The 23,364-nt window shown below is 63.8% G+C and carries 25 protein-coding genes; 8 read left to right on the forward strand and 17 right to left on the reverse strand.

All coding sequences use genetic code 11. The features are described 5' to 3' along the window. Positions 1-23: 23 nt before the first annotated feature. The 15 genes from NKH60_RS06690 to NKH60_RS06760 all read right to left on the reverse strand — a co-directional run bounded on the left by NKH60_RS06690 (position 24) and on the right by NKH60_RS06760 (position 16,353). On the reverse strand, positions 24-503 hold the full coding sequence (locus NKH60_RS06690) for an EF-hand domain-containing protein (protein WP_352833169.1): 480 nt from the start codon (positions 501-503) through the stop codon (positions 24-26). A 145-nt stretch (positions 504-648) separates the two neighbouring features. Next, positions 649-3,615, reverse strand: coding sequence for a bifunctional [glutamine synthetase] adenylyltransferase/[glutamine synthetase]-adenylyl-L-tyrosine phosphorylase (locus NKH60_RS06695; RefSeq protein ID WP_352871546.1), 2,967 nt, complete (start codon positions 3,613-3,615; stop codon positions 649-651). Further along, a complete protein-coding gene (locus tag NKH60_RS06700) occupies positions 3,615-5,084 on the reverse strand; it encodes a sensor histidine kinase (RefSeq protein WP_352819406.1) in 1,470 nt (489 codons plus the stop codon). The genes NKH60_RS06695 and NKH60_RS06700 overlap by 1 nt, the downstream gene beginning before the upstream one ends. A gap of 6 nt (positions 5,085-5,090) precedes the next feature. Further along, positions 5,091-5,765, reverse strand: coding sequence for a response regulator transcription factor (locus NKH60_RS06705; protein ID WP_352454335.1), 675 nt, complete (start codon positions 5,763-5,765; stop codon positions 5,091-5,093). A gap of 399 nt (positions 5,766-6,164) precedes the next feature. Further along, positions 6,165-7,721: a Do family serine endopeptidase gene (locus tag NKH60_RS06710; RefSeq protein WP_352871548.1), complete on the reverse strand. Its 1,557-nt coding sequence runs from the start codon at positions 7,719-7,721 to the stop codon at positions 6,165-6,167. Between the two features lie 116 nt (positions 7,722-7,837). Beyond that, entirely contained in the window at positions 7,838-8,302 is a 465-nt protein-coding gene (locus tag NKH60_RS06715; RefSeq protein ID WP_084641257.1) for a cytochrome c-type biogenesis protein, read from the reverse strand. Continuing rightward, the gene (locus NKH60_RS06720) at positions 8,299-10,287 is read right to left on the reverse strand and encodes a heme lyase CcmF/NrfE family subunit (RefSeq protein ID WP_352871550.1); all 1,989 of its coding nucleotides are present in this window, start codon (positions 10,285-10,287) and stop codon (positions 8,299-8,301) included. The genes NKH60_RS06715 and NKH60_RS06720 overlap by 4 nt, the downstream gene beginning before the upstream one ends. 14 nt (positions 10,288-10,301) lie before the next feature. Next, positions 10,302-10,745, reverse strand: coding sequence for a cytochrome c maturation protein CcmE (gene ccmE, locus NKH60_RS06725; protein WP_352471012.1), 444 nt, complete (start codon positions 10,743-10,745; stop codon positions 10,302-10,304). Between the two features lie 3 nt (positions 10,746-10,748). After that, positions 10,749-11,885: a c-type cytochrome biogenesis protein CcmI gene (gene ccmI / locus NKH60_RS06730; RefSeq protein WP_352871552.1), complete on the reverse strand. Its 1,137-nt coding sequence runs from the start codon at positions 11,883-11,885 to the stop codon at positions 10,749-10,751. Positions 11,886-12,164: 279 nt separating this feature from the next. Next, positions 12,165-12,599 (reverse strand): RT0821/Lpp0805 family surface protein, encoded by a 435-nt coding sequence (locus tag NKH60_RS06735; protein WP_023677823.1) that lies wholly within the window; start codon positions 12,597-12,599, stop codon positions 12,165-12,167. A gap of 121 nt (positions 12,600-12,720) precedes the next feature. Beyond that, positions 12,721-14,148 carry an ATP-binding protein gene (locus NKH60_RS06740; protein WP_352471109.1) on the reverse strand — a complete coding sequence of 476 codons (1,428 nt, stop codon included), beginning with the start codon at positions 14,146-14,148 and terminating at the stop codon, positions 12,721-12,723. A 10-nt stretch (positions 14,149-14,158) separates the two neighbouring features. Then, a complete protein-coding gene (locus NKH60_RS06745) occupies positions 14,159-14,824 on the reverse strand; it encodes a response regulator transcription factor (protein WP_023718390.1) in 666 nt (221 codons plus the stop codon). 64 nt (positions 14,825-14,888) lie between these two features. Beyond that, on the reverse strand, positions 14,889-15,188 hold the full coding sequence (locus tag NKH60_RS06750; protein ID WP_352471009.1) for a hypothetical protein: 300 nt from the start codon (positions 15,186-15,188) through the stop codon (positions 14,889-14,891). Between the two features lie 382 nt (positions 15,189-15,570). Next, entirely contained in the window at positions 15,571-15,981 is a 411-nt protein-coding gene (locus tag NKH60_RS06755; protein ID WP_352471008.1) for a DUF3168 domain-containing protein, read from the reverse strand. 78 nt (positions 15,982-16,059) lie between these two features. Next, positions 16,060-16,353: a hypothetical protein gene (locus tag NKH60_RS06760; protein ID WP_352871555.1), complete on the reverse strand. Its 294-nt coding sequence runs from the start codon at positions 16,351-16,353 to the stop codon at positions 16,060-16,062. Here NKH60_RS06760 and NKH60_RS06765 point away from each other — a divergent pair. Together NKH60_RS06765 and NKH60_RS06770 are read left to right on the forward strand one after the other, a co-directional pair. After that, complete coding sequence (locus tag NKH60_RS06765; protein ID WP_352871557.1) at positions 16,343-16,474, forward strand: hypothetical protein; 132 nt, start codon at positions 16,343-16,345, stop codon at positions 16,472-16,474. The two genes, NKH60_RS06760 and NKH60_RS06765, sit on opposite strands and share 11 nt — an antisense overlap. Before the next feature lie 43 nt (positions 16,475-16,517). Continuing rightward, positions 16,518-16,709 carry a hypothetical protein gene (locus NKH60_RS06770; RefSeq protein ID WP_352501784.1) on the forward strand — a complete coding sequence of 64 codons (192 nt, stop codon included), beginning with the start codon at positions 16,518-16,520 and terminating at the stop codon, positions 16,707-16,709. Positions 16,710-16,739: 30 nt separating this feature from the next. On the opposite strand, the gene NKH60_RS06775 is transcribed toward NKH60_RS06770, so the two are convergent. Both NKH60_RS06775 and NKH60_RS06780 read right to left on the reverse strand, forming a co-directional pair. After that, a complete protein-coding gene (locus NKH60_RS06775; protein WP_254819951.1) occupies positions 16,740-17,006 on the reverse strand; it encodes a DUF1488 family protein in 267 nt (88 codons plus the stop codon). Then, on the reverse strand, positions 17,003-17,275 hold the full coding sequence (locus NKH60_RS06780; protein ID WP_352871559.1) for a hypothetical protein: 273 nt from the start codon (positions 17,273-17,275) through the stop codon (positions 17,003-17,005). The genes NKH60_RS06775 and NKH60_RS06780 overlap by 4 nt, the downstream gene beginning before the upstream one ends. Before the next feature lie 242 nt (positions 17,276-17,517). Here NKH60_RS06780 and NKH60_RS06785 point away from each other — a divergent pair, with 242 nt between their 5' ends. The 6 genes from NKH60_RS06785 (at position 17,518) to NKH60_RS06810 (ending at position 23,357) form a co-directional block, all read left to right on the forward strand. Continuing rightward, positions 17,518-17,856, forward strand: coding sequence for a co-chaperone GroES (locus NKH60_RS06785; RefSeq protein WP_352471004.1), 339 nt, complete (start codon positions 17,518-17,520; stop codon positions 17,854-17,856). A gap of 101 nt (positions 17,857-17,957) precedes the next feature. Beyond that, the gene (groL, locus tag NKH60_RS06790) at positions 17,958-19,577 is read left to right on the forward strand and encodes a chaperonin GroEL (protein ID WP_352871561.1); all 1,620 of its coding nucleotides are present in this window, start codon (positions 17,958-17,960) and stop codon (positions 19,575-19,577) included. Positions 19,578-19,659: 82 nt separating this feature from the next. Beyond that, positions 19,660-19,821 carry a hypothetical protein gene (locus NKH60_RS06795; protein WP_352871563.1) on the forward strand — a complete coding sequence of 54 codons (162 nt, stop codon included), beginning with the start codon at positions 19,660-19,662 and terminating at the stop codon, positions 19,819-19,821. A 154-nt stretch (positions 19,822-19,975) separates the two neighbouring features. Further along, positions 19,976-22,135 (forward strand): transglycosylase domain-containing protein, encoded by a 2,160-nt coding sequence (locus tag NKH60_RS06800; protein ID WP_352871565.1) that lies wholly within the window; start codon positions 19,976-19,978, stop codon positions 22,133-22,135. 96 nt (positions 22,136-22,231) lie between these two features. Then, positions 22,232-22,816 carry a DUF1214 domain-containing protein gene (locus NKH60_RS06805; protein WP_352770659.1) on the forward strand — a complete coding sequence of 195 codons (585 nt, stop codon included), beginning with the start codon at positions 22,232-22,234 and terminating at the stop codon, positions 22,814-22,816. After that, complete coding sequence (locus tag NKH60_RS06810) at positions 22,809-23,357, forward strand: DUF1254 domain-containing protein (RefSeq protein WP_352471000.1); 549 nt, start codon at positions 22,809-22,811, stop codon at positions 23,355-23,357. Before NKH60_RS06805 ends, NKH60_RS06810 begins: the two co-directional genes overlap by 8 nt. Positions 23,358-23,364: the final 7 nt, after the last annotated feature.

Here is a 23,364-nt window from a genome sequence, read left to right on the forward strand (position 1 = left end):
GCCGCCGGAGCGGTTGTCAATTCTCACTGCATTCCGTCAGCGCCGTCATTGCCCTCGCCGTCCCATTGGCGGTGACCGCCGGGACCCTTCGGCAGTTCGTTCTTCTCGATCTTGCCGTCATTGTCACGGTCGAGCACGGCGAAGACCTTCTTCTGGCGGCTGGTGATGTCGTCGGCGGTCAGCGTGCCGTCGCCCTTGGTGTCGTAACGGGCGATGATGCGCCTGGCCATCTGCTCGAAGCGTGCTTTCTCGAGCGCGTCGGCGAGCTGTGCCACGGTCAGCTTGCCGCCATTGTCGGCGACCATCTTCTTCAGCCGCGCGTTCATGGCGTCGGAGAACTGGTCGAAGGTGATGGTGCCGTCATTGTCCTTCATGACCTTGCCGAGGCGCATCATCATGCCGTCGCGCGGCCCGGCCACGGAGTGCTCGTCTGCATAGGCAGCGGTGCCGACGGCGCCGGCCAGGGCTGCGAAAACGAGTGCAAGTCTGGTTGTCTTTCTCATGGTCTTCTCCTGTTGCATCGTCACCCCCGATGCTAGAGCGGCGGACCTTCAATCCCCCGCTCTATCTCTTTGATTGAACATCGGAACCTCCCAAAGCAGGTCGCAATTTTGGGCCCGATGCTCTCGCCCGTACGGCTGGTTGCCGTCACGGTTGTTTCGCACGAAGCAGAAGGTCGAAATCCTTTCTGACCTTCTGCGACGTCTCCTTGAGGTGCGCTTCAAGCACCCCGAAATCCGGCAGGTCGGTGACCGCAAGAAGCAGATCGGAAAGCCCTGGCGGAACGTCGTCGCGTTCGAACGCGCCGGTGAGGCAAAGCCGTATCATCTGGGTCAGCGCCAGATAGAGCGAATAGGCATCCACCAGTTCCTGCCTGACCCGGGCCTTGGCGAAATCCGGCGCCAGGCGCGACAGGACCTCAGCCGTGCCGGTGGCCCTGCGGCCTGCCTCGATCTTTCCGGTGATCAGCGCAACCTGGGCAATGAATTCGAGATCGATGAGGCCGCCCGGGATCAGCTTGATGTCCCAGGGATCGCGCGGCGGCTTCTCCTTGTCGACCATGGCGCGCATCTCGGATGCCTCGGCCATCACCTTGGCTGGATCGCGCGGCAGAGCGAGTACTGCGGCAACGTCCCCTTCGATCTCGCGGCAGAGCTCGGCATCGCCGCCGATCGTGCGGGCCCGCGCCAGCGCCATGTGCTCCCATGTCCAGGCGTCCTGGCGCTGATACTTCTTGAAGGCGTCGACATGAGTGGCCACCGGCCCCTTGTTGCCGGACGGCCGCAGGCGAAGGTCGAGCTCGTAGAGCACGCCCTCGGCGGTCGGCGCGGAAACGGCGGCGATCAGCCGCTGTGTCAGCCGGCTGTAGTAATGCGACGGGGCAAGCGGCTTGTCGCCGTCGGACTCCTCCGCATCGGCGTCGTGATCGTAGAGCAGGATGAGGTCGACGTCGGAGCCCGCCGTCAGTTCGCGGCTGCCGAGCTTGCCCATGCCGAGCAGCGCGACCCGGCCGCCGGCAATATAGCCATGACGCAAAGCGAATTCCGCCATCACCGCCTGCAATGCCGCCTCGATGGTCAGGTCGGCGAGATCGGAAAAAGCGCGGCCGGCGCGCGACGGGTCGATCGACCCGGCAAGCAGCCTGACGCCGATCAGGAATTTTTGCTCCGAAGCAAAGATGCGCAGCCGGTCGAGCACGTCTTCATAGGCTCTGTCGCCTTCGAGGAAGGCGGCAAGGCGCGCCGACAGATAGGCGCGGTTTGGCAGTTCGCTCAGCAGCGCCGGATCGAGCAGCCCATCGAAGACATGCGGCCGGCGCGTGATGATGGCGGCCAGCCGCGGTGCCGCGCCCATGATAGTCGCCATCAGCTTCAGCAAAGCCGGATTCGACTGCAGCAGCGAAAACAGCTGGATGCCGGCAGGCAGGCCGGCAAGGAATTCGTCGAAGCGGATCACTGCCTCGTCCGCCCGCCGCGTCTGGCCGAAGGCTTGCAGCAGCGCCGGCGTCAGTTCGGTCAGCCGCTCGCGCGCTTCCGCCGACCTGGTGACGCGGTAGCGGCCGAAGTGCCAGCCGCGGATAACCCGGCAGATGTCGCTCGGCCGCTGGAAGCCGAGCCGCTGCAAGGTCTGCAAGGTATCGGGATCGTCGACGTCGCCGGTAAAGACCAGATTGCCGATGCCGGCCGAAAGCTCCGGCGCGGTTTCGAACAGCGCTGCATAGTGGCGCTCGACCTGGTGCAGCGCCGCGCGGAACGTTTCGGCAAAGCCTGCCGCATCGGCAAAGCCCAGCATGCGGGCGACGCGCTCCAGCCCCTCTTCGTCCTCCGGCAGGATATGCGTCTGCTGGTCGGCAACCATCTGGATGGCATGTTCGACGCGGCGCAGGAACCAGTATTGCCTGGTGAGCGCATCGCGCGCGTCGGCGGTGATCCAGCCGCGCGCGGCGAGCTCGCCCAGCATCGGCACGGTCTCGCGGCCGCGCAGTTCGGGAAAGCGGCCGCCGGCGATAAGCTGCTGGGTCTGGACGAAGAACTCGATCTCGCGGATACCGCCGCGACCGAGCTTGACATTGTGGCCTTTGACCGCGACCTCGCCATGGCCTTTGTGGGCGTGGATCTGGCGCTTGATCGAATGGACGTCGGCAATCGCCGCATAGTCCATGTATTTGCGCCAGATATAGGGCTGCAGTTCCTTCAGGAACGCGGCGCCGGCGGCAAAATCGCCGGCCACCGGGCGGGCCTTGATCATGGCGGCGCGCTCCCAGTTCTGGCCGCGCGCCTCATAGTAGCGCAGCGCCGCCTCGACCGGGATCGCCAGCGGCGTCGAGCCGGGGTCGGGACGAAGCCTGAGATCGGTGCGGAAGACGTAACCGTGCTCGGTGCGGTCCTGGAGAATACGGACAAGCCGGCGGGTCAGGCGCGAAAACAGCTCTGTGGCATCGAGCGGATCGACGACGGCAGGCGCATCGGGGTCGAAGAAGACGACGAGGTCGATGTCGGAGGAGAAGTTCAGCTCATGCGCGCCGAGCTTGCCCATGCCGAGCAGGATCCAGCCCGAGTGTCGCGCCGGATTTTTGGCATCCGGCAATCGGAGCTTGCCTTGCTCATGCGCGTCGCGGAGCAGGAAATCGACAGCCGCACGCGTGCAGGCGTCGGCAAGGTCGCTCAGTCGCCGCACCGTCAGCGAGGTCTCGGCCTCGCCGGCGAGATCGGCCAAGGCGATCAGGAAATGCGCCTCCGCCTTACATTGGCGCAGCTCCATCATCAGGCTGCTTTCGGAGACGGCCTCTACGCGTGCTGCCTTGTCGACCGCGGCGCCGATCGATGACAGCCGCGCCTCGACGCTCCCGTCGAAAAGCGCATCGAGTATCCGTGGCCGGCGGCGCGCGGTATCGCGCAGGAACGGCGACAGGTCGAACACGGCGGCGAGGAAATCCTGGACGACCCCCTTGCCGGCGAGAAATTTCGCCAGTCGCGGCAGTTCCTTTTGCCGCGCGGCGTCGGCGATCTCCGACAATTCCTGCCTGGCGCGGCTTGCATCCAGCGGAACGAGCTCTACCGCTGGCTTCAACAGCCAGTCCGTTTCGAGGCGTCGCACTGCTATCCTTGCAACCATCAGCGATCGTCCCGCCCGGGAAAACTCATGACGACCGACAATCCGGGATTGCCGGGCAGAAGCTCAAGCCGTCCATTGTGGAATGTCATGATCGCCTTGGCGAGGCTCAAGCCAAGGCCGGAACCCGGCTGCGAGCGGCTCTTTTCCAGCCGCACGAAACGCTCGGTCACCCTGGCGCGGTCGACATCGTCGGGAATGCCCTGGCCGTTGTCGGAGACGGCGAGTCTGATCTCGCTACCGACACGCTCCAGCGTCACGCGAACCGTAGGCCTGGAGGTCGAGTCGGTCGAATATTTGATCGCGTTGTCGACGATGTTGGACAGCGCCTGGCCAATCAGCTCGCGATTGCCGTTGACGGCGAAGGAACCTTGCACCGAAGTTTCGAGCGTCACGCCCGCCTCCTCCGCTACCGGCTCGTAGAGTTCGACGACGTCGTGCACGGCAGCGGCCAGATCAACCCTGGTGGTGCTTTCCGAGGAATAGCCGGCTTCCAGTCGCGAGATCATCAGGATGGCGTTGAAGGTCTTTATCAGCTGATCGGATTCGGCGATCGTTCCTTCCAGCGCCTGCCGGTAGTCGCTGGTGTTGTGCTTGCCGGAAAGCGTCGCCTCGGCGCGATTGCGCAGCCTGGTGAGCGGCGTTTTCAGGTCGTGGGCGATGTTGTCGGAGACCTGCTTCAGGCCCTCGTTCAGCGTGGCGATCCTGGCCAGCATGGAATTGAGGTTTTCCGACAGCCGGTCGAACTCGTCGCCGGCGCCGGTGACCGGCAGCCGGCCGGAAAGATCGCCGCCCATGATGCGGCGGCTCGCCTCCGACACGCTGTCGATGCGCTTCAGCGCCGCGCGCCCGACGAAGAACCAGATCAGCAGCCCGCCGACGCCCATCATGCCGAGCGCCAGCATCAGAGCGCGGCGAATGACGGCGCGGAAGCGCTCCGGCTCGCCGAGGTCGCGGCCGACCAGCATGATCATCTGGTTGGGCAGGCGCAGCACCAGGGCAATGGCGTTATGGCCCTTCTCGCCTTCGGCCTGTACTTCGCTCTGGGCGGGCTCGTTCGGGTCGGAGACCGGGTTGCGCTGCCGCTCGAGCTCGCCCTCGCCGAAGCGGCGGTAGGAGAACGGCTCGGTGGTCCAGCCCTCGGCCTCGATCACGCCCGGCTCCAGACTCTGCACGTTGCCGGTCAGGATCTGGCCGTTGGCATCGGCGATCAGATAGAGATTGGCGCCGGGCTGGCGGGAGCGCTGCTCGACGACGCGGACCAGCAGCGGGAGGCCGCCGCGCTGATAGGCGCGGGCGAGGCCGAGCACCTCGTCGTTGATCGTGTCCTGGGTCTGGCCGGTCAGCATGCGCGCCGACAGCGAGGTCATGTAGAACACGAGCAGCACCGCGCAGATGGCGAACAGCAGGAGGTAGAGCGCCGAAAGCCGCGCTGCCGTCGTCTTCATGATGGCCGGCACGGAAAGAGCCATGGGGTTCTAGCCGCTTTTCAGCATATAGCCGGCGCCGCGAACCGTGTGCAGGATCGGCTTGTCGAAGCCCTTCTCGATCTTGCCCCGCAGCCGCGAGATATGAACGTCGATGACATTGGTCTGCGGATCGAAATGGTAGTCCCAGACATTCTCGAGCAGCATGGTGCGGGTCACCACCTGGCCGGCATGGCGCATCAGATATTCGAGCAGGCGGAACTCGCGCGGCTGCAGCGTTATCTCGCGCCCGGCGCGGCGCACCGAGTGCGACAGCCGGTCGAGTTCGAGATCACCGACCCGGTAGACGGTTTCGGCTTCCCTGGCGCTGGCGCGGCGGTTCAGCACCTCGACGCGGGCGAGCAGTTCCGAAAAGGCGTAGGGTTTGGTCAGATAGTCGTCGCCGCCGGCGCGCAGACCGGTGACCCGGTCGTCGACTTCGCCGAGCGCCGACAGGATCAGCACGGGCGTCGTATTGCCTCTGGACCTGAGCCCGGCAATGACCGACAGGCCGTCGCGGCGCGGCATCATGCGGTCAATGACCATGACGTCATAGTCGCCGGAATCGGCGAGCGCAAAGCCGGTTTCGCCGTCGCCGGCGACATGGGCGGTATGGCCGGCCTCGGCGAACGCCTTCTGCAGGTAGTCGGCTGCCTCGCGATCGTCTTCTATGACGAGAATCTTCATAGAACCGTTATACGCGATTTCGCTGGAAGATTGAGTGGCCGGCATATGCATCGTGGCCTTCTCCATGGCGTATCGCGAACAAAGTGATTCAGGGATACGCGGTAAGTCTTTGTTTTAGCATGTCGTAGCCTAAAACCGCTTCACGCCTTGAGCGGCATGTTCGAGCGGCAGCGGGCGATGGGAGGCCCGCTGCCGCCGGGGCGGAACACGATGACTGACGAACGTATTCAGGCCCCGTGCTTTCCCTTGCGGCGGCTCGGGGGTGTTGAAAACCGCCACACCGGAAAAGTCGACCACTAGAGCGCCGCGCGTCCTCTTGAACGCGCAAAGGACGCTCTAGCACCTTGAATCGGCGCATGAGCCTTTCCGAAAACGGAATACGTGTTCGGGGTCATGCGCTCAGCCCTTGGCGACAGGCAGTGCGACGAAGCGGTTGCTGTCATCGCGGGTGATCTGCATCAGCACCGCCTTGCGGCCGGACTTCACCGCGTCGGCCATCGCCTTGTCGACGTCGCCGGTGCCGTTTACTTCCGCCGAATTGACGGAGGTGATGACGTCGCCGGGCTGGATGCCGCGATCGGCGGCATCGCTGTCAGGGTCGACATCGGTCACCACAAGGCCCTTGCCATTGTCAGACTTGGTGACGGTCAGGCCGAGATCGGCGAGCGTGTCGGTCTTCGGCGCTGGGGCAGGCTGCTGGTCGGCCGAGGCCTGCTTGTCGCTCGACGGCAGCTTGCCGAGATCGACCTTGACCGCCTCGCTCTTGCCGTTGCGCCACACCGTGACATCGACAGATTTGCCGGGCGGGTAAGCGCCGATCAGACGGGCGAGTTCCTTCGGCGAAGCAACGTCCTTGCCGTCCACCTGGGTGATCACGTCACCGGCGGTGATGCCGGCCTTCTTGCCGGGACCGTTGTCCTGCGCGCTGGCAACGAGCGCGCCCTTGCCGGACCCAAGGCCAAGCGACTCGGCGATTTCGGGGGTGACCGGCTGGATCTCGACACCGAGCCAGCCGCGCTGCACGGTGCCGTTCTTCATCAGATCCTGCACGACCTGCTTGGCGGTCGAAGCGGGAATGTCGAAGGCAATGCCGACGCTGCCGCCCGAGGGCGAGAAGATCGCGGTGTTGATGCCGACAACTTGGCCGTTGAGGTTAAAGGTCGGGCCGCCCGAATTGCCGCGGTTCACCGAGGCGTCGATCTGGATGAAGTCGTCATAGGGACCGGCGCCGATATCGCGGCCGCGGGCCGAAACGATGCCTGCGGTAACCGTGCCGCCGAGGCCGAACGGATTGCCGACAGCCACCACCCAGTCGCCGACGCGAACCTTGGAATCGTCGGCGAAGTCGACATAGGTGAACTTGCTGCCGTCATCGACCTTGAGCACGGCAAGATCGGTGCGCGGGTCCGTGCCGATCAGCTTGGCGTCGAGTTCCTTGCCGTCATTGGTCACCACGGTGAAGGCGGTGCCCTCCTCGACGACATGGTTGTTGGTGACGAGATAGCCGTCATCGGAGATGAAGAAACCGGATCCCTGCGCCACCGGCCGCGGCTGGTCGTTGTTGCGGTCACGGTGTCCAAAACGGCGCATTCCGTTCGGGCCTTGATCGCCGCCTTGATCGCCAAAGCCGCGGAATTCGCGGAAGAACCGGCGCAGCTGCGGGTTGTCGGGAAGATTGCCTAAGCCGTCCTCGTCGTCCATCTGGCCGGAACCGTCATCGGCCGTCGACTGGATCTTGGCCTTGACGCGCACGCTGACGACCGCCGGCGAAACGCGCTCGACCACATCGGCGAAGCTCGGGACCTGCGGTGCCTCGACACGCACGGCGTCGGCCAGCACCGGGGCTGTCCCGGTGGCAACAGCACCAAAGCCGATCGCGCCGGCAATGGCCAGGGATGCGGCTGCGGCCAGCAGGCGTTTGCGGGTGCGCAGATATGAATTGGGGGCAACATTCATGGTTCTCGTATCCTCTTTTCAAGGGACGCCCCTTGATTGGCATCCTCGACAAAGGAAATAGAGAGCCGCACATTACGGCGCCATTTCCGGTACATGAAACTTTCGTAATGTATCGATCAATCGCGGCGGAGCATCTTGTCCAGCGCCGCCTGTTCCTCGGCAGTTAATGCAGCGGTCACCGTCGAACGGCGCGAGCGGGCGGCCAGCAGGATGAATGTCCCGCCAACGAGCAGCAGAAGAACTGGCGTCCCCCAGAGCAAAACATTGCGCAGATTGAAGCGTGGCTTCAGCAGCACGAATTCGCCGTAGCGCGAAACGACATAGTCCATCACCTGCCGGTCGGTATCGCCGGCGACGAGGCGCTGGCGCACAAGGATGCGCAGGTCGCGGGCGAGGTCGGCATCGGACTCGTCGATCGACTGGTTCTGGCAGACCATGCAGCGCAGGCCTTCCGACAAAGCGCGCGCCCTCGCCTCGAGTGCCGGGTCGGCGAGCACCTCGTCGGGCTTGACCGCCTGCGCGGCGCCGGCGAACAACAGCGCCAGCAGCAGGACCAGCGAGGCCAGCGTGACCCTTTTCATTGCGGGCTCGCCGATGGCACGCCGGCCGCAGCCTTGCGGCGCGACGGTGCGCCGACGCGCAGGCGGCGGTCGAGCAGCGACATCGCCGCGCCCGCCATCATCACCAGTGCGCCGCCCCAGATCAGCGTCACCAGCGGCTTCCACCACAGACGAACGACCACAGAGCCATCGCTGCCCTCGTCGCCAAGCGAAAGATAGAGCTGGCTGAAGCCGATCGTCCTGATGCCGGATTCGGTTGTGGTCATCTGGCGCACCGGATATGAGCGCTTGGCCGAGGTGATCTCGCCTGCGACGCTACCGTCGGCGCCAAGCAGGGCGAAGCGGCCGCGATCCTCACTGTAGTTCGGCCCCTGGGCCGGGTAGAGCCCCTCGAAGCGCAGCTTGTGGCCGGACAGTTCGACGGTCTCGCCGGCATGCATCGACAGGATTTTTTCGGTCCCGAAGCAAAGCGTGCCGACAATGCCGAGCGTTGTCAGCCCGAGGCCGAGATGCGCAAGCGCTGTGCCGAAGACCGAGCGCGGCAGGCAGGCGAAGCGCCTGAGCATGGTGGCGGGCGCGACGGTGCCGAAGCCGGATTTGACGGCGAGATCGGTGAGCGCGCCGCAGATCAGCCAGAAGGCAAGGCCGACACCGAGTGCCGCCAACACCGAAGCGCCATCGATGAACAGGGCCGTCACCAGCACCGCGAGCAGCGCCGCCGCGAAAGCCGCCATCAGGCGCTGGGCGACCGCGAAAATGTCGCCGCGCTTCCAGGCGAGTAGCGGCCCGAACGGCACGACGACCAAGAGCGGCACCATCAGCGGGCCGAATGTCAGGTTGAAGAACGGCGCGCCGACCGAAATCTTGTCGGCAGATAGGGCTTCGACGACGAGCGGGTAGAGCGTGCCGACCAGCACGGTGGCGGTGGCGGTGGTCAGGAACAGATTGTTCAGGACCAGCGCGCCTTCGCGCGAGATCGGGTGAAACAGGCCGCCGGCCGTCAGCCGGGAGGCGCGCAAGGCAAACAGCGCCAGCGAGCCGCCGATGAACAGCGTCAGGATGCAGAGAATGAACACGCCACGCGTCGGATCGGTGGCGAATGCGTGCACCGAGGTCAGCACGCCGGAACGCACCAGGAAGGTGCCGAGCAGCGACAGCGAGAAGGTCAGGATCGCCAGAAGCAGCGTCCAGATCTTCAGCGCCGAGCGCTTTTCCATGACGATCGCCGAATGCAGCAGCGCCGTGCCCGCCAGCCACGGCATGAAGGATGCGTTCTCGACCGGATCCCAGAACCAGAAGCCGCCCCAGCCGAGCTCGTAATAGGCCCAGTAGGAGCCCATGGCGATGCCGCCGGTGAGGAACATCCAGGCAACCAATGTCCACGGCCTTACCCAGCGCGCCCACGAAGCGTCAATGCGGCCCTCGATGAGGGCAGCGACAGAGAAGGAAAAGCAGATCGAGAAACCGACATAGCCGAGATAAAGCAGCGGCGGATGGATGGCGAGGCCGAGGTCCTGCAGGATCGGGTTGAGATCGCGGCCCTCGATAGGCGCCGGATTGAGCCTGACGAACGGGTTCGACGTCGTCAGGATGAACAGGAAGAAAGTGGCGCCGATCGCTCCCTGCACGGCAAGCACATTGGCCCGGAGCGTCGCCGGAAGATTGCCGCCGAAGACGGCGACGAGCGCGCCGAAGAAGGTCAGGATCAGCACCCAGAGCAGCATCGAACCTTCGTGATTGCCCCAGGTTCCGGTGATCTTGTAGATCAGCGGCTGCAGCGAATGCGAGTTCTCCCAGACGCTCTCAACCGAGAAGTCGGAGCCGGCGTAGGCGGTTGCCAGCGCCACGAAAGACAGCGCCGTCAAGGCAAAGCCGGTCAGCGCGGCCGGTGCGCCGACGGCCATCATCTTGTGGTTGCCGGTGCGCGCACCGAACAGCGGCACCATCGTCTGCACCAGGGCCAGCGCAAACGCCAGGACCAGGGCGAAATGTCCGGTTTCAACCATTGTCACCGCACCCGCTAGTCACTCTTGCTCTCCTGCCATACGCCCTTGGCCTTGAGGCCGTCGGCCACTTCCTTGGGCATATAGGTCTCGTCATGCTTGGCCAGCACGCTGTCGGCGACAAAGATTCCGTCAGGGCCAAACGAGCCTTCGGTGATCACGCCCTGTCCTTCCCGGAAGAGGTCGGGAAGAATGCCGGTATAGGTGACCTTGACGTCCTTCTGGTTGTCGGTCACCGAAAAGGCGACGGTGGCGCCTTGGCCACGCTCGACCGTGCCTTTTTCGACAAGACCGCCGAGCCTTATGCGCTGGCCCGGCTGAAGGCTGGCGGTGGCCAGATCGGCCGGCATGTAGAAATAGGAGGCCTTCTGGCCAAGCGCATAGAAGGTCAGCCCCGTGGCAACACCGAGAAACCCCAGCCCCGCTGCGATCACCGACAGTCGTTTCTGCTTGCGCGTCATCGTCTACTCCGTCGCCGTCACGCCAAGCGAGGCGGCAAAGGCGGTGAATTTCCTGGCCTGGTCACTGTCCGCGCCAAAGACGGCGATACCGCGATTGAGCGCGTCACGCGCCTGATCTGTCTTGCCCAGTACGGCATAGGAACGAACGAGCTGCATCCACCCTTCCTCGTCGCGCGGATTTTGCCGAAGCCTTTCGTCGAGGCCGGCAACCATGGTGCTGATCATGGCTTGCCGGTCCTGCGGCGACATCGAGGAGGCAGCATCGATATCCTCGGCGGTCGGCCCTTTGGCGGGCGCCTCCGAAGCGACGCTGCGGGCGGCGGATTCGGCCAGCGCCTGCTCGACGGCGCCGCGCCACGGCGAGCCCTGCGGCAAGGCGGCAAGCATCTTTTGCCAGGCCGCCGTGGCTTCAGCTATGCGGCCTTCCTGTGCCATGCCCATGGCGAGATAGAACGCGGCCTTCGGATTGGCCGGATCGAGCTTCAACGCCGCCTCGAAAGCCGCCTGCGCTTCGGCGGAGACAATGCCGCCGGCCGCATTGGCGATCGCCTCGCCAAGACCCGCCTGGCGGGCGGCGCTGTCGCCGTCGAGGCGGATGGCGTTGCGATAGGCGGTCACCGCATCGGCGTATCGCTGCATGCGCAGATAGACCGGCGCCAGCACGTCCCAGCCGCGGCCATCGGATGGGTTGGCCGCCAGGTGCGCCTCGGCGCGGGCTATCAGCTCGTCGACCGAGCTGTCGGCGGGGTTCTTGGCCAGGCGTTCGCTGAGCGGCTGCGACGGCAGGTCGGGTGAGCCGAGCTGGCCATAGAGGCCCCAGCTGACCAGCGGAACCAGCAGCACGGCCGCCGTCGCCACCAGCCTTGTCGACCGCGACGGCTGCGTCGCCGTCTCGGCGGCGTGGCCGGCATTGCTCAGGCGAAGGATGCGGCGGGCGATTTCGGCGCGTGCCTCTTCGGCCTCCATTGGCCGGATCAGGCCACGCGCCATATCGCGGTCAAGCTCGGCCAGCTGGTCGCGATAGACTTCAAGGTCGTGATCGCCGGCAGCGGACGCGTTCTTCGATCCGCCGGCCAACGGCAGCAGCACCGCCAAGCTTGCGCCCAGCGTCAGGAGTGCGGCTATGACCCAAAACAGCATGGCTCTTCCAATAGAACGAGACCCTTGCCCTGCCAACACAAGCGTGCTGCGACGCTTTGGCGGGGCCGCTCCGATCGATAATGCATGTCGCGCAAAAGTGTGCAGCGGTTTTGCGATAACGACCATGCATCAAAACAAGAACCTATAGCGCGTCGCATGACGCCGGTCGAACGCGACGCGCTTTAGTGCCGGACCGGTATCGGCGGATCGACGGCCGGGCGTCTTTGTTTTTGCGCAATTCCGGACGGAAAACCGTTTCACACTTTTCCTGGAATTGCGCTACGTCAGCGGCGTCCAGCTGCCGTCGGCATTGCGGCAGGCGGTTCCGCGCGCGGTGGCGCCGGCGGTGCCGGTAAACACCGTATGGGTGTATTGCCGGCAGTCCTGCGAGCCGACGCGATAGGGCTGGGCGGCGACCACTTCGCCGCGATGGGCCGAACTGTCGCTCTTCCAAGCCACTTTCTGGCCGCTCGCCGTGTATTCAAGCGCCTTGTATTCCGCCTCGAGCGCGCTGCGCTTCTCGGTCTCGCTCAGGCCGGCGCCGATAGAACCGCCGACGAGGCCGCCGCCCATGGCGGAGATGATCGTCGTCGCCACCTTGGCGCCGCTGGGGGGCGTCGCGGCCGGCGTCACCGTAACGGCCGGGCCCTTGCCGAGCGTCGTGCAGCCGGAGACGGCGAGCAGGGCGGAAACGAGCGCGACGCGAATCTTCATGCCAATACCGGCTTTCTTGAGCTGGACCGCCGCGCTGTCAGCAGCTGGCGCGGCCATAATGTCGATGTTTGTCGGAAATTTGGCCGCAGCCAGCCACCTGGAAAAGCAATCTGGAAAAGCATTACTGAAGGCTCCGCAATCGAACCATCGCCTTCAATCCACCCATGATGGATCGTTCCAGCGCCAGAGAGCCTCCATACTCGTTGACAAGGTCGGCGACAATGGCAAGTCCGAGCCCGCTGCCCGGTTTTGTCTCGTCGAGCCGCCGGCCGCGCTGCAACACCTCGCGCGCCTTGTCGTCGGGAATGCCGGGGCCGTCATCCTCGATGCTGATCTCGAACAGGTTGGCTGCGCCTTCCGTGCCAGCGCCACCTTTGCTGGAGATTGGCTTGACCGAAACGGCGACCGCGCTCCTTGCCCATTTCATCGCATTGTCGAGCAGATTGCCGAGCAGCTCCTCCAGGTCCTCGCGTTCGCCGGCAAAGACGATGTCGGTGGCCGGCAGCGACAGCGACAGCGCCGTCTGCGGGTTGAGCTTTTGCAGCACCCGAACCATGCGCTGGACCAGCGGCGCCACCGGCGTACGGTAGACGACGCTGTCGCGCTGCGCGGCGACGCGGGCACGTTGCAGATAATGGTCCACTTGCTTTTGCATGGAAGCGGCCTGCTCGGCGATCAGCTGGCCCTTGGCGCCACCCAGCGCCCGTCCCTCGTTGAGCAGCACGGCAAGCGGCGTCTTCAGCGAGTGCGCGAGGTTGCCGACCTGCGTGCGCGACCGCTCGACGATACGCCTGTTGTTCTCGATCAGCGCATTGGTCTCGTTGGCGAGCGGCTCTATCTCGGCCGGGAAACGGCCGTCTAGGCGCTGCGCGGTTCCTTCGCGCACCATGGCAAGCGCATTCCTGACCCGGCGCAGCGGCTGCAGGCCGAGCAGGATGGCAATCGCATTGATGGCGATCATGCCGACGCCGAACAGCGACAGATAGGTCAAAAGGCGCCGCTGGAAGGTGGCGATTTCCTGCTCGAGCTCGGTCTGGTTGCCCATGACGCGGAAGCGCGCGGCGCGGTTTTTCGCATCGAGCACGAACTCGCTCTCGAACACCTCCAACTGCTCGCCTTCGATGCCGTCCGCTGAATAGCTGCGCTGGAAGCTGGCATTGAAGGGCACCTCGGCAACGCTTGGCGACGGGATCGCCTTGGTCATCGACGACGAATGGAGATCGCCGTGCACGCCTTCCGAGGCAGGCTCGACCGACCAGTACCAGCCGGAATTCGGTTCCGAGAACCTCAAATCACCAAGGTCGGGGGCGCCGGTCAATTGGCCGCTTTCAGAAACGCCGACCGAGCCGATCAGGTTGAACAGATGCGCCGAAAGCAGGCTGTCGAAACCGCGCTCGCTGGCCTGGCGATAGAGCGTGGTGATCAAGGTGAAGATGACGACCAGAGTGAGGATCGCCCAGACGGTGGAAAAGGCGATGACGCGAAACGCCACCGAACGCGGCCATGACCGCAGCGACGGCGTGTTCGAGACGGCGGGTTTTGTAGGCAGCGGTTCCGCGTTACGCCTCCGGCTTACGCATGCGGTAGCCCATGCCGCGAACAGTTTCGATCATGTCGATGCCCATCTTCTTGCGAAGCCGTCCGACAAAGACCTCGATCGTGTTGGAATCGCGGTCGAAATCCTGGTCGTAGAGATGCTCGACCAGCTCGGTCCGGGACACCACCTCGCCCATGTGGTGCATCAAATAGGCAAGCAAGCGGAATTCGTGCGAGGTCAGCTTCAGCGGCACGCCGTCGACGTCGGCCTTGGAGGCCTTGGTGTCGAGGCGGAGCGGCCCGCAGGTCAGTTCGGACGAAGCGTGCCCGGCAGCACGCCGGATCAAGGCCCGCACCCTGGCCAGAATTTCCTCGATGTGGAAGGGTTTGGTGACGTAGTCGTCGGCGCCGGCGTCGATGCCGGCAACCTTGTCGCTCCAGCGGTCGCGTGCCGTCAGGATCAGCACCGGCATCTTGCGGCCGCCGCGCCGCCATCGCTCGACCACGCTGATGCCGTCCATCTGCGGCAGGCCGATGTCGAGCACCACGGCATCGTAGGGCTCGGTGTCGCCGAGAAAGTGCCCTTCCTCGCCGTCGAAGGCGCGGTCGACGACATAGCCGGCATCGACCAGCGCGTCGCCGATCTGCCGGTTGAGATCCTTGTCATCTTCGACGACGAGTACGCGCATGCGGAAGGCCTGTTGAAGCTGTTCAGATATAGGCCGATTCCGGCAGACTGGGAAACGGCACGGTTCAGTTCAGCGGAACGACGATCTCCGAGCGACGCGGACGCTGCCCTTCCTTGCCCGGAACCAGCACGACGATGACGCAGACCGGCTGGCCGCCGCGTGTCGACTGCGAGGCCTTGGCCAAGGTGCCGCCATTCTGCTCGGCCACCTGCTGGCCGATCGCATAGCAGTCGGAGGCGGCGAGGACGACCGGTTGGGGCTGCTCGGGCACGACAACGGGGATCGCCATCGCCTGCGACGCAAGCAGACCGGCGGCTGACAGCGCCAGTGCCGCGGTCCGGAAGTGGGAGCGAAGGGTTTTCATGGTCAGCGTTCTAACGCGCCGGTGCTGAACGTCATATGAACGGTGAACGCTCGAATGCATGCCCGCCACACCCCTGAAGCGCGAGATTACTGGATTGCCATTTCGCCGCCCCATCCCGCGAAATTGCCAATTTTTAACCTAGCCCTCCGATCCTTCGCCGACAACCGGGCATCGTTTGGCAGTGAAAGGCAATCGCTTCAGGTTTGCCCCGACTTCGACAATCGATCCGGCAACCGAAGGCAGATTCAGGCGAACCGACCGGAAATAAAAAACCGCCTCTGCGGCGGGTCGCTGGCGCCATCAGCACCATAGGCGAATTAGTAGCATAGCTGCCGGCACAAAGCAAGAACAAAATTGCCGGATTTGTAAAAATGCCCGGTGGTCAGCCCTCGTCCTTGATCACGGCGCGGAAGCGCAGCAGCCCGTGATGGGCCGAAAGGTCCTCGTCGTAGCGGGCTTCGGCGAATTCGAGCTTGAGGTAGGCGCGGCGATGTTCGCCGAGCGAGAGAGCCGTATCGCGCAGGCGGGTGCTAACAAGGTCCATGATGTCATTGGTTTCCTTGCTGGCCTCTGATTTCGACCAGACATGCAACGTCAGCAACTGTTCTGCGTCGTTCTCCATTCCCGTTGCCCAATCGTAGACGCTGGTGCGGCCGAAGGTCATGTGGGGGAACGCAACATTTTCCGGCGCACGGTCGAACAATCGTGCGTCGCCCAGTGCCGCCGATAAATCGGGATCGTCATTCACTGCCTCGAATATGGCCTTCTGCAATTCGACGGCCGGCGCGGTCATCGTCTTTCCCTTCGTCCGTCGCGTCGACCTCCCGGCTGCGTAGCTGCGTTGCATGAAGGCATCCCGCCAAAGCGCGAATCAGCGCGTCTCATGCGGATTATGAACCTTCATGATCTCGGCAATAAGCCCTGCTCCTGGAATGCGCGACGCCCCCGGCCGTCCGCGCCACGGACCCTTGAGGGTGATGCCAACCTGCGCGAAGTCATTTGGCATGCAGGAGTTCGAAAAAAGGATGCTATGACGATGTCTGGTTTCCAGACATTCGAGGTCGTTTTTCGTGCGCGAGCCGTCGCTGCTGCCTGTCTTCGGAAAGCTTGGGGCCAAGGCGCCGCCGGTCGCGATTGCGGCGTCGACCATGTCGATGACCGTCAAGAGTCTGGTCAACCACACTCGGGAGGTGCTCTCGGCGTACGGTAGCCTGGCCCTGAAGCTGTCCGTCGTTTTGTGGACGGTGCTTGTCGTGGCGGCAGTATTCTTCATCGCCCAGGCCTGATCGAGCGACATTCATTGATTGGGCGGAAACGAAAGGACCCAAGATGGCAAAGCGCTACGCGCTCCGTATGGAACATCCTCACAGCTGGACCGTCTTCGACGTCTTCACCGGCCAGCCGGTCGAGCTCAAGCAGCAACTCACGGCCAGTTTGAACACGCGCGATGCGGACGCGATGGTCGACCGGCTGAACGGTCGCGACGTCAAGCGGCGAGCGAAGGCGGACCGGAAGCCCTGAGAAAGCGTCTTGTGGACGGATCGCGACGGACTAGCGAAAATCGGCCGCAGTCAGCACATATATGCTCCTGCGGGTGCGGGCATAGGCATTCCTGGCGACATCGTGGATCGAGTTGGAAGCCGTGTCGAAGGCTGCCAGGTAGGTAGCTTCTGAGGCCGCCGTTCCCGGCTGCATCTTGGAGATGGCATCGGTTGCGACAGAGAAGGAAATCTGGAACATCCCGTCATGGCCGACGAAGCGGATGCGTTTGCTTGCCTCGTCGTAGCTGCGGCTGGGATTGGGAAATGTCAGGCTCATGATTTCGCCTCCGTCGATGCAGATACGGCCTTCTTGACTGCCCGTGACGCCCGCTTCTTCTTTGGTGCGACCGGATTCAGAGCTTCCGCCGCGCGGTCCGCCTCTTCCTTGGCCAGTCGCAATTCCCTCAGCCTTGCCGTTTTGATGCTCCTCGCCTTGGCTTCCGAGAGATATTCGGCAGCTGCTTTGTTCCGCTCCGCCGTCTTCTTTTGATTTTCCATGAAGCGGGCCTGAGCTTTTTCCATGATGTTCTGATTGCCTTCGGCCATCGGTAAAATCTCCCTTGCAGCGAAAGTCGTGAATGTGAATTCACCATAAAATAGGTGTTCAAAGATAGAAATTCAATTTCATTAATATTCGGCAAGGCCCGAACACCAGGGGATAACCAGGCAAGATAATACGTTCAATATTTCATGTGCCCTATGAATATTTTTTGGCGCTCCTATCAATCGAGTGCCAGGGCGCCTATAGAGAGGGGCGGCCGCCTAAGCTGGCCCCAGAAAGAGTCCCCATGAAATTCCGGCCACTCCACGATCGCGTCGTCATTCGGCGCGCCGAAAGCGACACCAAATCCAAGGGCGGCATCATCATCCCCGACAATGCCAAAGAAAAACCGCAGGAAGGCGAAGTGATCGCTGTCGGGCCGGGCGCGCGGGACGAAAGCGGCGCGCTGATCCCGCTCGACGTCAAGGCCGGCGACCTCATTCTGTTCGGCAAATGGTCCGGCACCGAGGTCAAGATAGACGGCGAGGACCTTCTGATCATGAAGGAGGCCGATATCATGGGCATCATCGAAAAAAGCGAGACGGGCATCATCGACAAGACCGTGGCTGCCAAGAAGGCCGCCTGATTGGAAGGCCGCGCGCCCTCCCGCGCGCGCGCAAAGGACGCTCCGAGCTTTGATTCAGGCGCTGCAAGCGCCTTGCCACGACAACCGAACTGGAAAAGATCATGTCTGCCAAGGAAATCAAATTCTCCACCGACGCGCGTGACCGCATGCTGCGCGGCGTCGAAATCCTCAACAACGCCGTCAAGGTGACGCTCGGCCCCAAAGGCCGCAACGTCATTATCGACAAGGCCTACGGCGCGCCGCGCGTCACCAAGGACGGGGTGGCCGTGGCAAAGGAAATCGAGCTTTCCGACAAGTTCGAAAACATGGGCGCGCAGATGGTGCGCGAAGTGGCCTCGAAGACCAACGACCTTGCCGGCGACGGCACCACCACCGCCACGGTGCTTGCCGCTTCCATCCTGCGCGAGGGCGCCAAATTCGTTGCCGCCGGCATGAACCCGATGGACCTCAAGCGCGGCATCGATCTTGCCGTCAGCGCCGTCGTCCAGGAAATTCAGGCGCGCGCCAAGAAGGTCAAGTCCTCAGGTGAAATCGCGCAGGTCGGCACCATTGCCGCCAATGGCGACACCAGCGTAGGCGCCATGATCGCCAAGGCGATGGACAAGGTCGGCAATGACGGCGTCATCACCGTCGAGGAGGCCAAGACCGCCGAAACGGAGCTCGACGTCGTCGAAGGCATGCAGTTCGACCGCGGCTATCTCTCGCCCTATTTCGTCACCAATGCCGAGAAGATGCGCGTCGAGCTGGAAGAGCCCTACGTGCTCATCCACGAAAAGAAGCTCGGCAATCTGCAGGCGCTGCTGCCCATCCTCGAAGCCGTAGTGCAAAGCGGCAGGCCGCTGCTGATCATCTCCGAGGACGTCGAGGGCGAAGCGCTGGCAACGCTGGTCGTCAACAAGCTGCGCGGCGGCCTCAAGGTAGCGGCCGTCAAGGCGCCTGGCTTCGGTGACCGCCGCAAGGCGATGCTGGAAGACATCGCCGTGCTCACCGCCGGACAGATGATTTCCGAGGATCTCGGCATCAAGCTGGAGAACATCACCATAGACATGCTCGGCCGCGCCAAGCGCGTGCTGATCGAGAAGGACACCACCACGATCATCGACGGCGCCGGCGAGAAGACCACCATCCAGGCGCGCGTCCAGCAGATCAAGGGGCAGATCGAGGAAACCACTTCCGACTATGACAAGGAGAAGCTGCAGGAACGTCTCGCCAAGCTGGCGGGCGGCGTTGCCGTCATCCGCGTCGGCGGCGCCACCGAATCCGAGGTCAAGGAAAAGAAGGACCGCATCGACGACGCGCTGAACGCCACGCGCGCGGCCGTCGAAGAAGGCATCGTTCCCGGCGGCGGTGTCGCGTTGCTGCGCGCCAAGGCTGTGCTGAACGGGATGACCGGAGCCAATGCCGATGTGACAGCGGGCATTTCGATCGTGTCGAGAGCGCTCGAAGCGCCGATCCGGCAGATCGCCGAGAATTCCGGCGTCGAAGGTTCGATCGTCGTCGGCAAGCTCGCCGAGGGCAAGGATCACAATCAGGGCTTCGATGCCCAGAACGAGGTCTATGTCGACATGATCAAGGCCGGCATCGTCGACCCGGCGAAGGTGGTACGGACGGCGCTGCAGGACGCGGGCTCCATTGCGGCGCTTCTGATCACGGCGGAAGCCATGATCACCGACGTTCCGGCGAAGGAAGCCGCTGCTTCGCCCGGCGGCATCGGCTATTGACCAGCCACTGCCGGAAACAAGCCTGAAAGACAGCCGCCGGGGTATCTTCCCCGGCGCGCACCATCGGCAAGGAGATCGATCAATGATCGCATTCGTCCCGAAGCCAAAGGCAGCGGCGAAAATCGAAGTGGCCGAGGAAAGCCGCTTCGATCGCATTCGCAGGCTTGCCGACAAGCACAGGAAAGCCAACGCCGGCATGATAGGCCGGCACCCGAAAAAGATCGCGGACAAGCGTCCCATGTGACGACTGCCAATGCTCGGCACCTCGCGCAAGCGCGGAACCTTCATCGCCCTTGTAGGCAGCGCCAAAATGGACGAATAGTCATAGCGGCGCGCCGCCGTGAAATTGCCGGCATGCGGTTTCTCAGTTGGCGGCATCGCCGCAGCCGGATCCTGGAATGGCCAGTCCTTTGGAACCACGCAAGAGAAGAGGTCCGATCGCCGCAAGGCTGCTGGCGGTGGATGCGTGGATTGATTCCTCGGTCTACGAAATCGGCTTCAGGGCGCGCCAGTTCTGGGAAGCGGCGACCATCTTCTCGCGGCGTTTCCGTGTCGACGGCTGGCGCCGCGGCCTGATCGAACTGTTGAGTGAAGGCTTTACGCTCGGTGCCGGCGGCATCGTCGTCCTTTTGGCGCTGGCCTTGCCGGCCTTCCAGATAACCGCCGGCGACTGGCGCACGCAAGGCGACTTCGCCGTCACCTTCCTCGACCGCTACGGCAACGAGATCGGCCAGCGCGGCATCATCCAGCGCGATTCGGTGCCGGTCGACGAGATGCCCGACCATGTCATCAAGGCGGTGCTGGCGACCGAAGACCGCCGTTTCTTCGACCATTACGGCATCGATGTGCTCGGCCTGTCGCGCGCCATATTCGAGAATGTGCGGGCAAATTCCGTCGTCCAGGGCGGCTCGAGCATCACCCAGCAGCTGGCCAAGAACCTGTTCCTGACCAATGAGCGGACATTCGAGCGCAAGATCAAGGAAGCCTTCCTGTCGCTGTGGCTCGAAGCCAATCTGTCGAAGAAGGAAATCCTGCAACTTTACCTCGACCGCGCCTATATGGGTGGCGGCACCTTCGGCATCGAGGCGGCAGCCGATTTCTATTTCGGCAAGAGCGTCAAGGACCTGAACCTTGCCGAGGCGGCGATGCTGGCCGGCCTGTTCAAGGCGCCGACCAAATATGCGCCGCACATAAACCTGCCCGCCGCCCGGGCGCGGGCCAACGTGGTGCTGTCCAATCTGGTCGATTCCGGCTTCATGACCGAAGGCCAGGTGCTGCAGGCAAGATTGCACCCGGCCGAAATCGTCGACCGCGGCGAGCAGAAGAGCCCCGACTACTACCTCGACTGGGCCTTCGACGAGGTCAAGAAGATCGCCGCCAAGGGCGGCCCGCACTCGCTTGTCGCCCACACCACCTTCGACGCCAACATCCAGAAGGCGGCCGAAGAATCGATGGAGTTCCACCTCCGCCAGTTCGGCAAGGAATACAACGTCACCGAGGGCGCCATCGTCGTCATCGAGACCAATGGCGCGGTCAGGGCGATCGTCGGCGGCCGCGACTACGGCGCCAGCCAGTTCAACCGCGCCACCAAAGCGCTTCGCCAGACCGGCTCCTCGTTCAAGCCCTATGTCTACGCGACGGCGATGGAGCATGGCTTCACGCCGGATTCGGTGGTTTCCGGCGGGCCCATCTCCTGGGGCAGCTGGTCGCCCCACAATTACAATGGCGGGTCGGCCGGCAACGTCACGCTGATCACGGCGATGGCCAAATCGATCAACACGGTGCCGGTGCGGCTGGCCAAGGATTATCTCGGCATCAAGCCGATCAAGGCCATGGCCGAGGCGATGGGCGTCGAGTCGCCGCTGGAATCACACAAGACCATGGTGCTCGGCACGTCGGGCATGACCGTGATGGACCAGGCGACGGGTTACAGCGTATTTGCCCAGAACGGCCTTGCCGGAACCCGGCACGGCGTCAGCCAACTCTTCACCCGTACCGGCGAGGTGGTCTACGACTTCGCCAAGGATGCGCCGCCGCCGCATCGGGTGCTGTCGGAGAAGGCGCTCAAATACATGAACACCATGCTGGCGGCGGTGCCGGTGATCGGCACTGCCCGGCGCGCGGCCCTTCCAAACATCGTCGTCGCCGGCAAGACCGGCACGACCCAGTCCTACCGCGATGCCTGGTTTGTCGGCTTTACCGGCAACTACACGGCCGCCGTCTGGCTCGGCAATGACGACTTCACCGCGACCAACAAGATGACCGGCGGCACGCTGCCGGCCATGGTGTGGCAGCGCCTGATGGTCTATGCGCACCAGAATATCGACCTCAGACCGATCCCCGGCCTCGATCACCCCTTCGTCGATGCCGAAATTGCCGCCAAGGCCGAGGACGCGGAAAAGAAGAACGCCGAACAGGCAGCTGCCGATGCCGCCGCCGAGCGTCCGCCGGTGCTGTCCAGCCGGACCACCCAGACCCTGAAGGAACTGACCAAGCTGTTCCAGGCGGCACCCGTGCTCGACGCGCCCGCTGCACCGGAAACCCTCTCGGCGCTGTGACGCCCAATTGCGCGGGGCCGCTTGCCACAAGGCCCTGCGCCGCGATATCCCCGAGCGGCAATCTTTCAGTCCCGGCCTTCGGTTCCCTGCCTCCTCATGCTCAAGAACGCCTTCCTGACACTGCTTTCGCTTGCCATCGCCGTCGTCGGCGGTGGCGGCAGCGTCTGGTATGCACTGAAGCTGCAGGATGGCGTCGGCGCCATCAGGATCGGCCAATGGACCGCCTTTCCCGACATCGGCACGCCGACGGCAGATCCCTATTCGAAGGCCCGCGTGGCTCGCGAAGGCGTGCTGGCGCTCGGACAGGCGGAAGGACTGTCCTTCATAGCCGAGCGCGATTCCGGCGGCGAACAGCTCCGGCGGCAATGTGCCTACAAGATTGCGGGCGGCTTTCCCACCGCCCGGTTCTGGACGCTTTATGCCGCCGACCAGTCGCTTGCCGTGGTCGAGACCGGCAAGCCGAGGCCGGCTGCGCTGCAGTCCTATCAAGTGCTGCGCCAGGCCGACAATGCGGTGGTCATTTCCGTCGGCAGCCGCCCTGCGCCCGGCAACTGGCTGCTGACCAGCGGCGCCGGCAAGATGTACTTGGTGCTTACGTTCTACGACACGCCGATCGCCAGCAGCACCGGTCTCTCGGACGTCACGCTGCCGCAGATCCAGAAGGTCGGCTGCAATGCGTAGCCTGCTGCATGCCGTGCTGCTCGGCCTGCTCGGCGCCGGCATCGTGCACATCATCGTGCTGCTGCTCGTCCCCGAGTTCTCCGAACGCGACGCCTGGTCGCGATTGGCCATGGCTTCGGATCTCTACAAGATGACCAGGCTCGACGCGGAAGCCGGCGGCGCGCCGGTGGTGAAATCGGTCGATCCGCTATTTTATGCGGCGGCATGCCGCTTCGACCTTGCCGAGGGGATGGTGCGGGTCAAGGCGCCGGGCAAGGTGCCGTTCTGGTCGATATCGGTCTATGACCGCGGCGGCCACAACATCTACTCGTTCAACGACCACAGCGCGACCGCAGGCATGCTCGACACCGTTGTGCTGACGCCGGCCCAGATGATCGAGGTCCGCAAGGATCTTCCCGAGGAACTGCAAGGGGCCATCTTCGTCGAGGCGCCGATAGAGGAAGGCGTATTTGTCATCCGTTCGTTCGTGCCCGACGACAGCTGGAAGCCGATCGTCTCGCGGTTTCTCGAACAGAGTTCCTGCGAACTGCAGGATTTTTAAGCCGGTT

Source organism: Mesorhizobium sp. M1006, from assembly GCF_040318825.1.
Classification (GTDB): domain Bacteria; phylum Pseudomonadota; class Alphaproteobacteria; order Rhizobiales; family Rhizobiaceae; genus Mesorhizobium.

Coding starts and splice junctions, on each gene's coding strand:
- NKH60_RS06690 (WP_352833169.1), bottom strand. CDS start 503: ATGAGAAAGACAACCAGACTTGCACTCGTTTTCGCAGCCCTGGCCGGC.
- NKH60_RS06695 (WP_352871546.1), bottom strand. CDS start 3,615: ATGGTTGCAAGGATAGCAGTGCGACGCCTCGAAACGGACTGGCTGTTG.
- NKH60_RS06700 (WP_352819406.1), bottom strand. CDS start 5,084: ATGGCTCTTTCCGTGCCGGCCATCATGAAGACGACGGCAGCGCGGCTT.
- NKH60_RS06705 (WP_352454335.1), bottom strand. CDS start 5,765: ATGAAGATTCTCGTCATAGAAGACGATCGCGAGGCAGCCGACTACCTG.
- NKH60_RS06710 (WP_352871548.1), bottom strand. CDS start 7,721: ATGAATGTTGCCCCCAATTCATATCTGCGCACCCGCAAACGCCTGCTG.
- NKH60_RS06715 (WP_084641257.1), bottom strand. CDS start 8,302: ATGAAAAGGGTCACGCTGGCCTCGCTGGTCCTGCTGCTGGCGCTGTTG.
- NKH60_RS06720 (WP_352871550.1), bottom strand. CDS start 10,287: ATGGTTGAAACCGGACATTTCGCCCTGGTCCTGGCGTTTGCGCTGGCC.
- ccmE (WP_352471012.1), bottom strand. CDS start 10,745: ATGACGCGCAAGCAGAAACGACTGTCGGTGATCGCAGCGGGGCTGGGG.
- ccmI (WP_352871552.1), bottom strand. CDS start 11,885: ATGCTGTTTTGGGTCATAGCCGCACTCCTGACGCTGGGCGCAAGCTTG.
- NKH60_RS06735 (WP_023677823.1), bottom strand. CDS start 12,599: ATGAAGATTCGCGTCGCGCTCGTTTCCGCCCTGCTCGCCGTCTCCGGC.
- NKH60_RS06745 (WP_023718390.1), bottom strand. CDS start 14,824: ATGCGCGTACTCGTCGTCGAAGATGACAAGGATCTCAACCGGCAGATC.
- NKH60_RS06750 (WP_352471009.1), bottom strand. CDS start 15,188: ATGAAAACCCTTCGCTCCCACTTCCGGACCGCGGCACTGGCGCTGTCA.
- NKH60_RS06755 (WP_352471008.1), bottom strand. CDS start 15,981: ATGACCGCGCCGGCCGTCGAATTGCAGAAGGCCATATTCGAGGCAGTG.
- NKH60_RS06765 (WP_352871557.1), top strand. CDS start 16,343: ATGACCGTCAAGAGTCTGGTCAACCACACTCGGGAGGTGCTCTCGGCG.
- NKH60_RS06770 (WP_352501784.1), top strand. CDS start 16,518: ATGGCAAAGCGCTACGCGCTCCGTATGGAACATCCTCACAGCTGGACC.
- NKH60_RS06775 (WP_254819951.1), bottom strand. CDS start 17,006: ATGAGCCTGACATTTCCCAATCCCAGCCGCAGCTACGACGAGGCAAGC.
- NKH60_RS06780 (WP_352871559.1), bottom strand. CDS start 17,275: ATGGCCGAAGGCAATCAGAACATCATGGAAAAAGCTCAGGCCCGCTTC.
- NKH60_RS06785 (WP_352471004.1), top strand. CDS start 17,518: ATGAAATTCCGGCCACTCCACGATCGCGTCGTCATTCGGCGCGCCGAA.
- groL (WP_352871561.1), top strand. CDS start 17,958: ATGTCTGCCAAGGAAATCAAATTCTCCACCGACGCGCGTGACCGCATG.
- NKH60_RS06795 (WP_352871563.1), top strand. CDS start 19,660: ATGATCGCATTCGTCCCGAAGCCAAAGGCAGCGGCGAAAATCGAAGTG.
- NKH60_RS06800 (WP_352871565.1), top strand. CDS start 19,976: ATGGCCAGTCCTTTGGAACCACGCAAGAGAAGAGGTCCGATCGCCGCA.
- NKH60_RS06805 (WP_352770659.1), top strand. CDS start 22,232: ATGCTCAAGAACGCCTTCCTGACACTGCTTTCGCTTGCCATCGCCGTC.
- NKH60_RS06810 (WP_352471000.1), top strand. CDS start 22,809: ATGCGTAGCCTGCTGCATGCCGTGCTGCTCGGCCTGCTCGGCGCCGGC.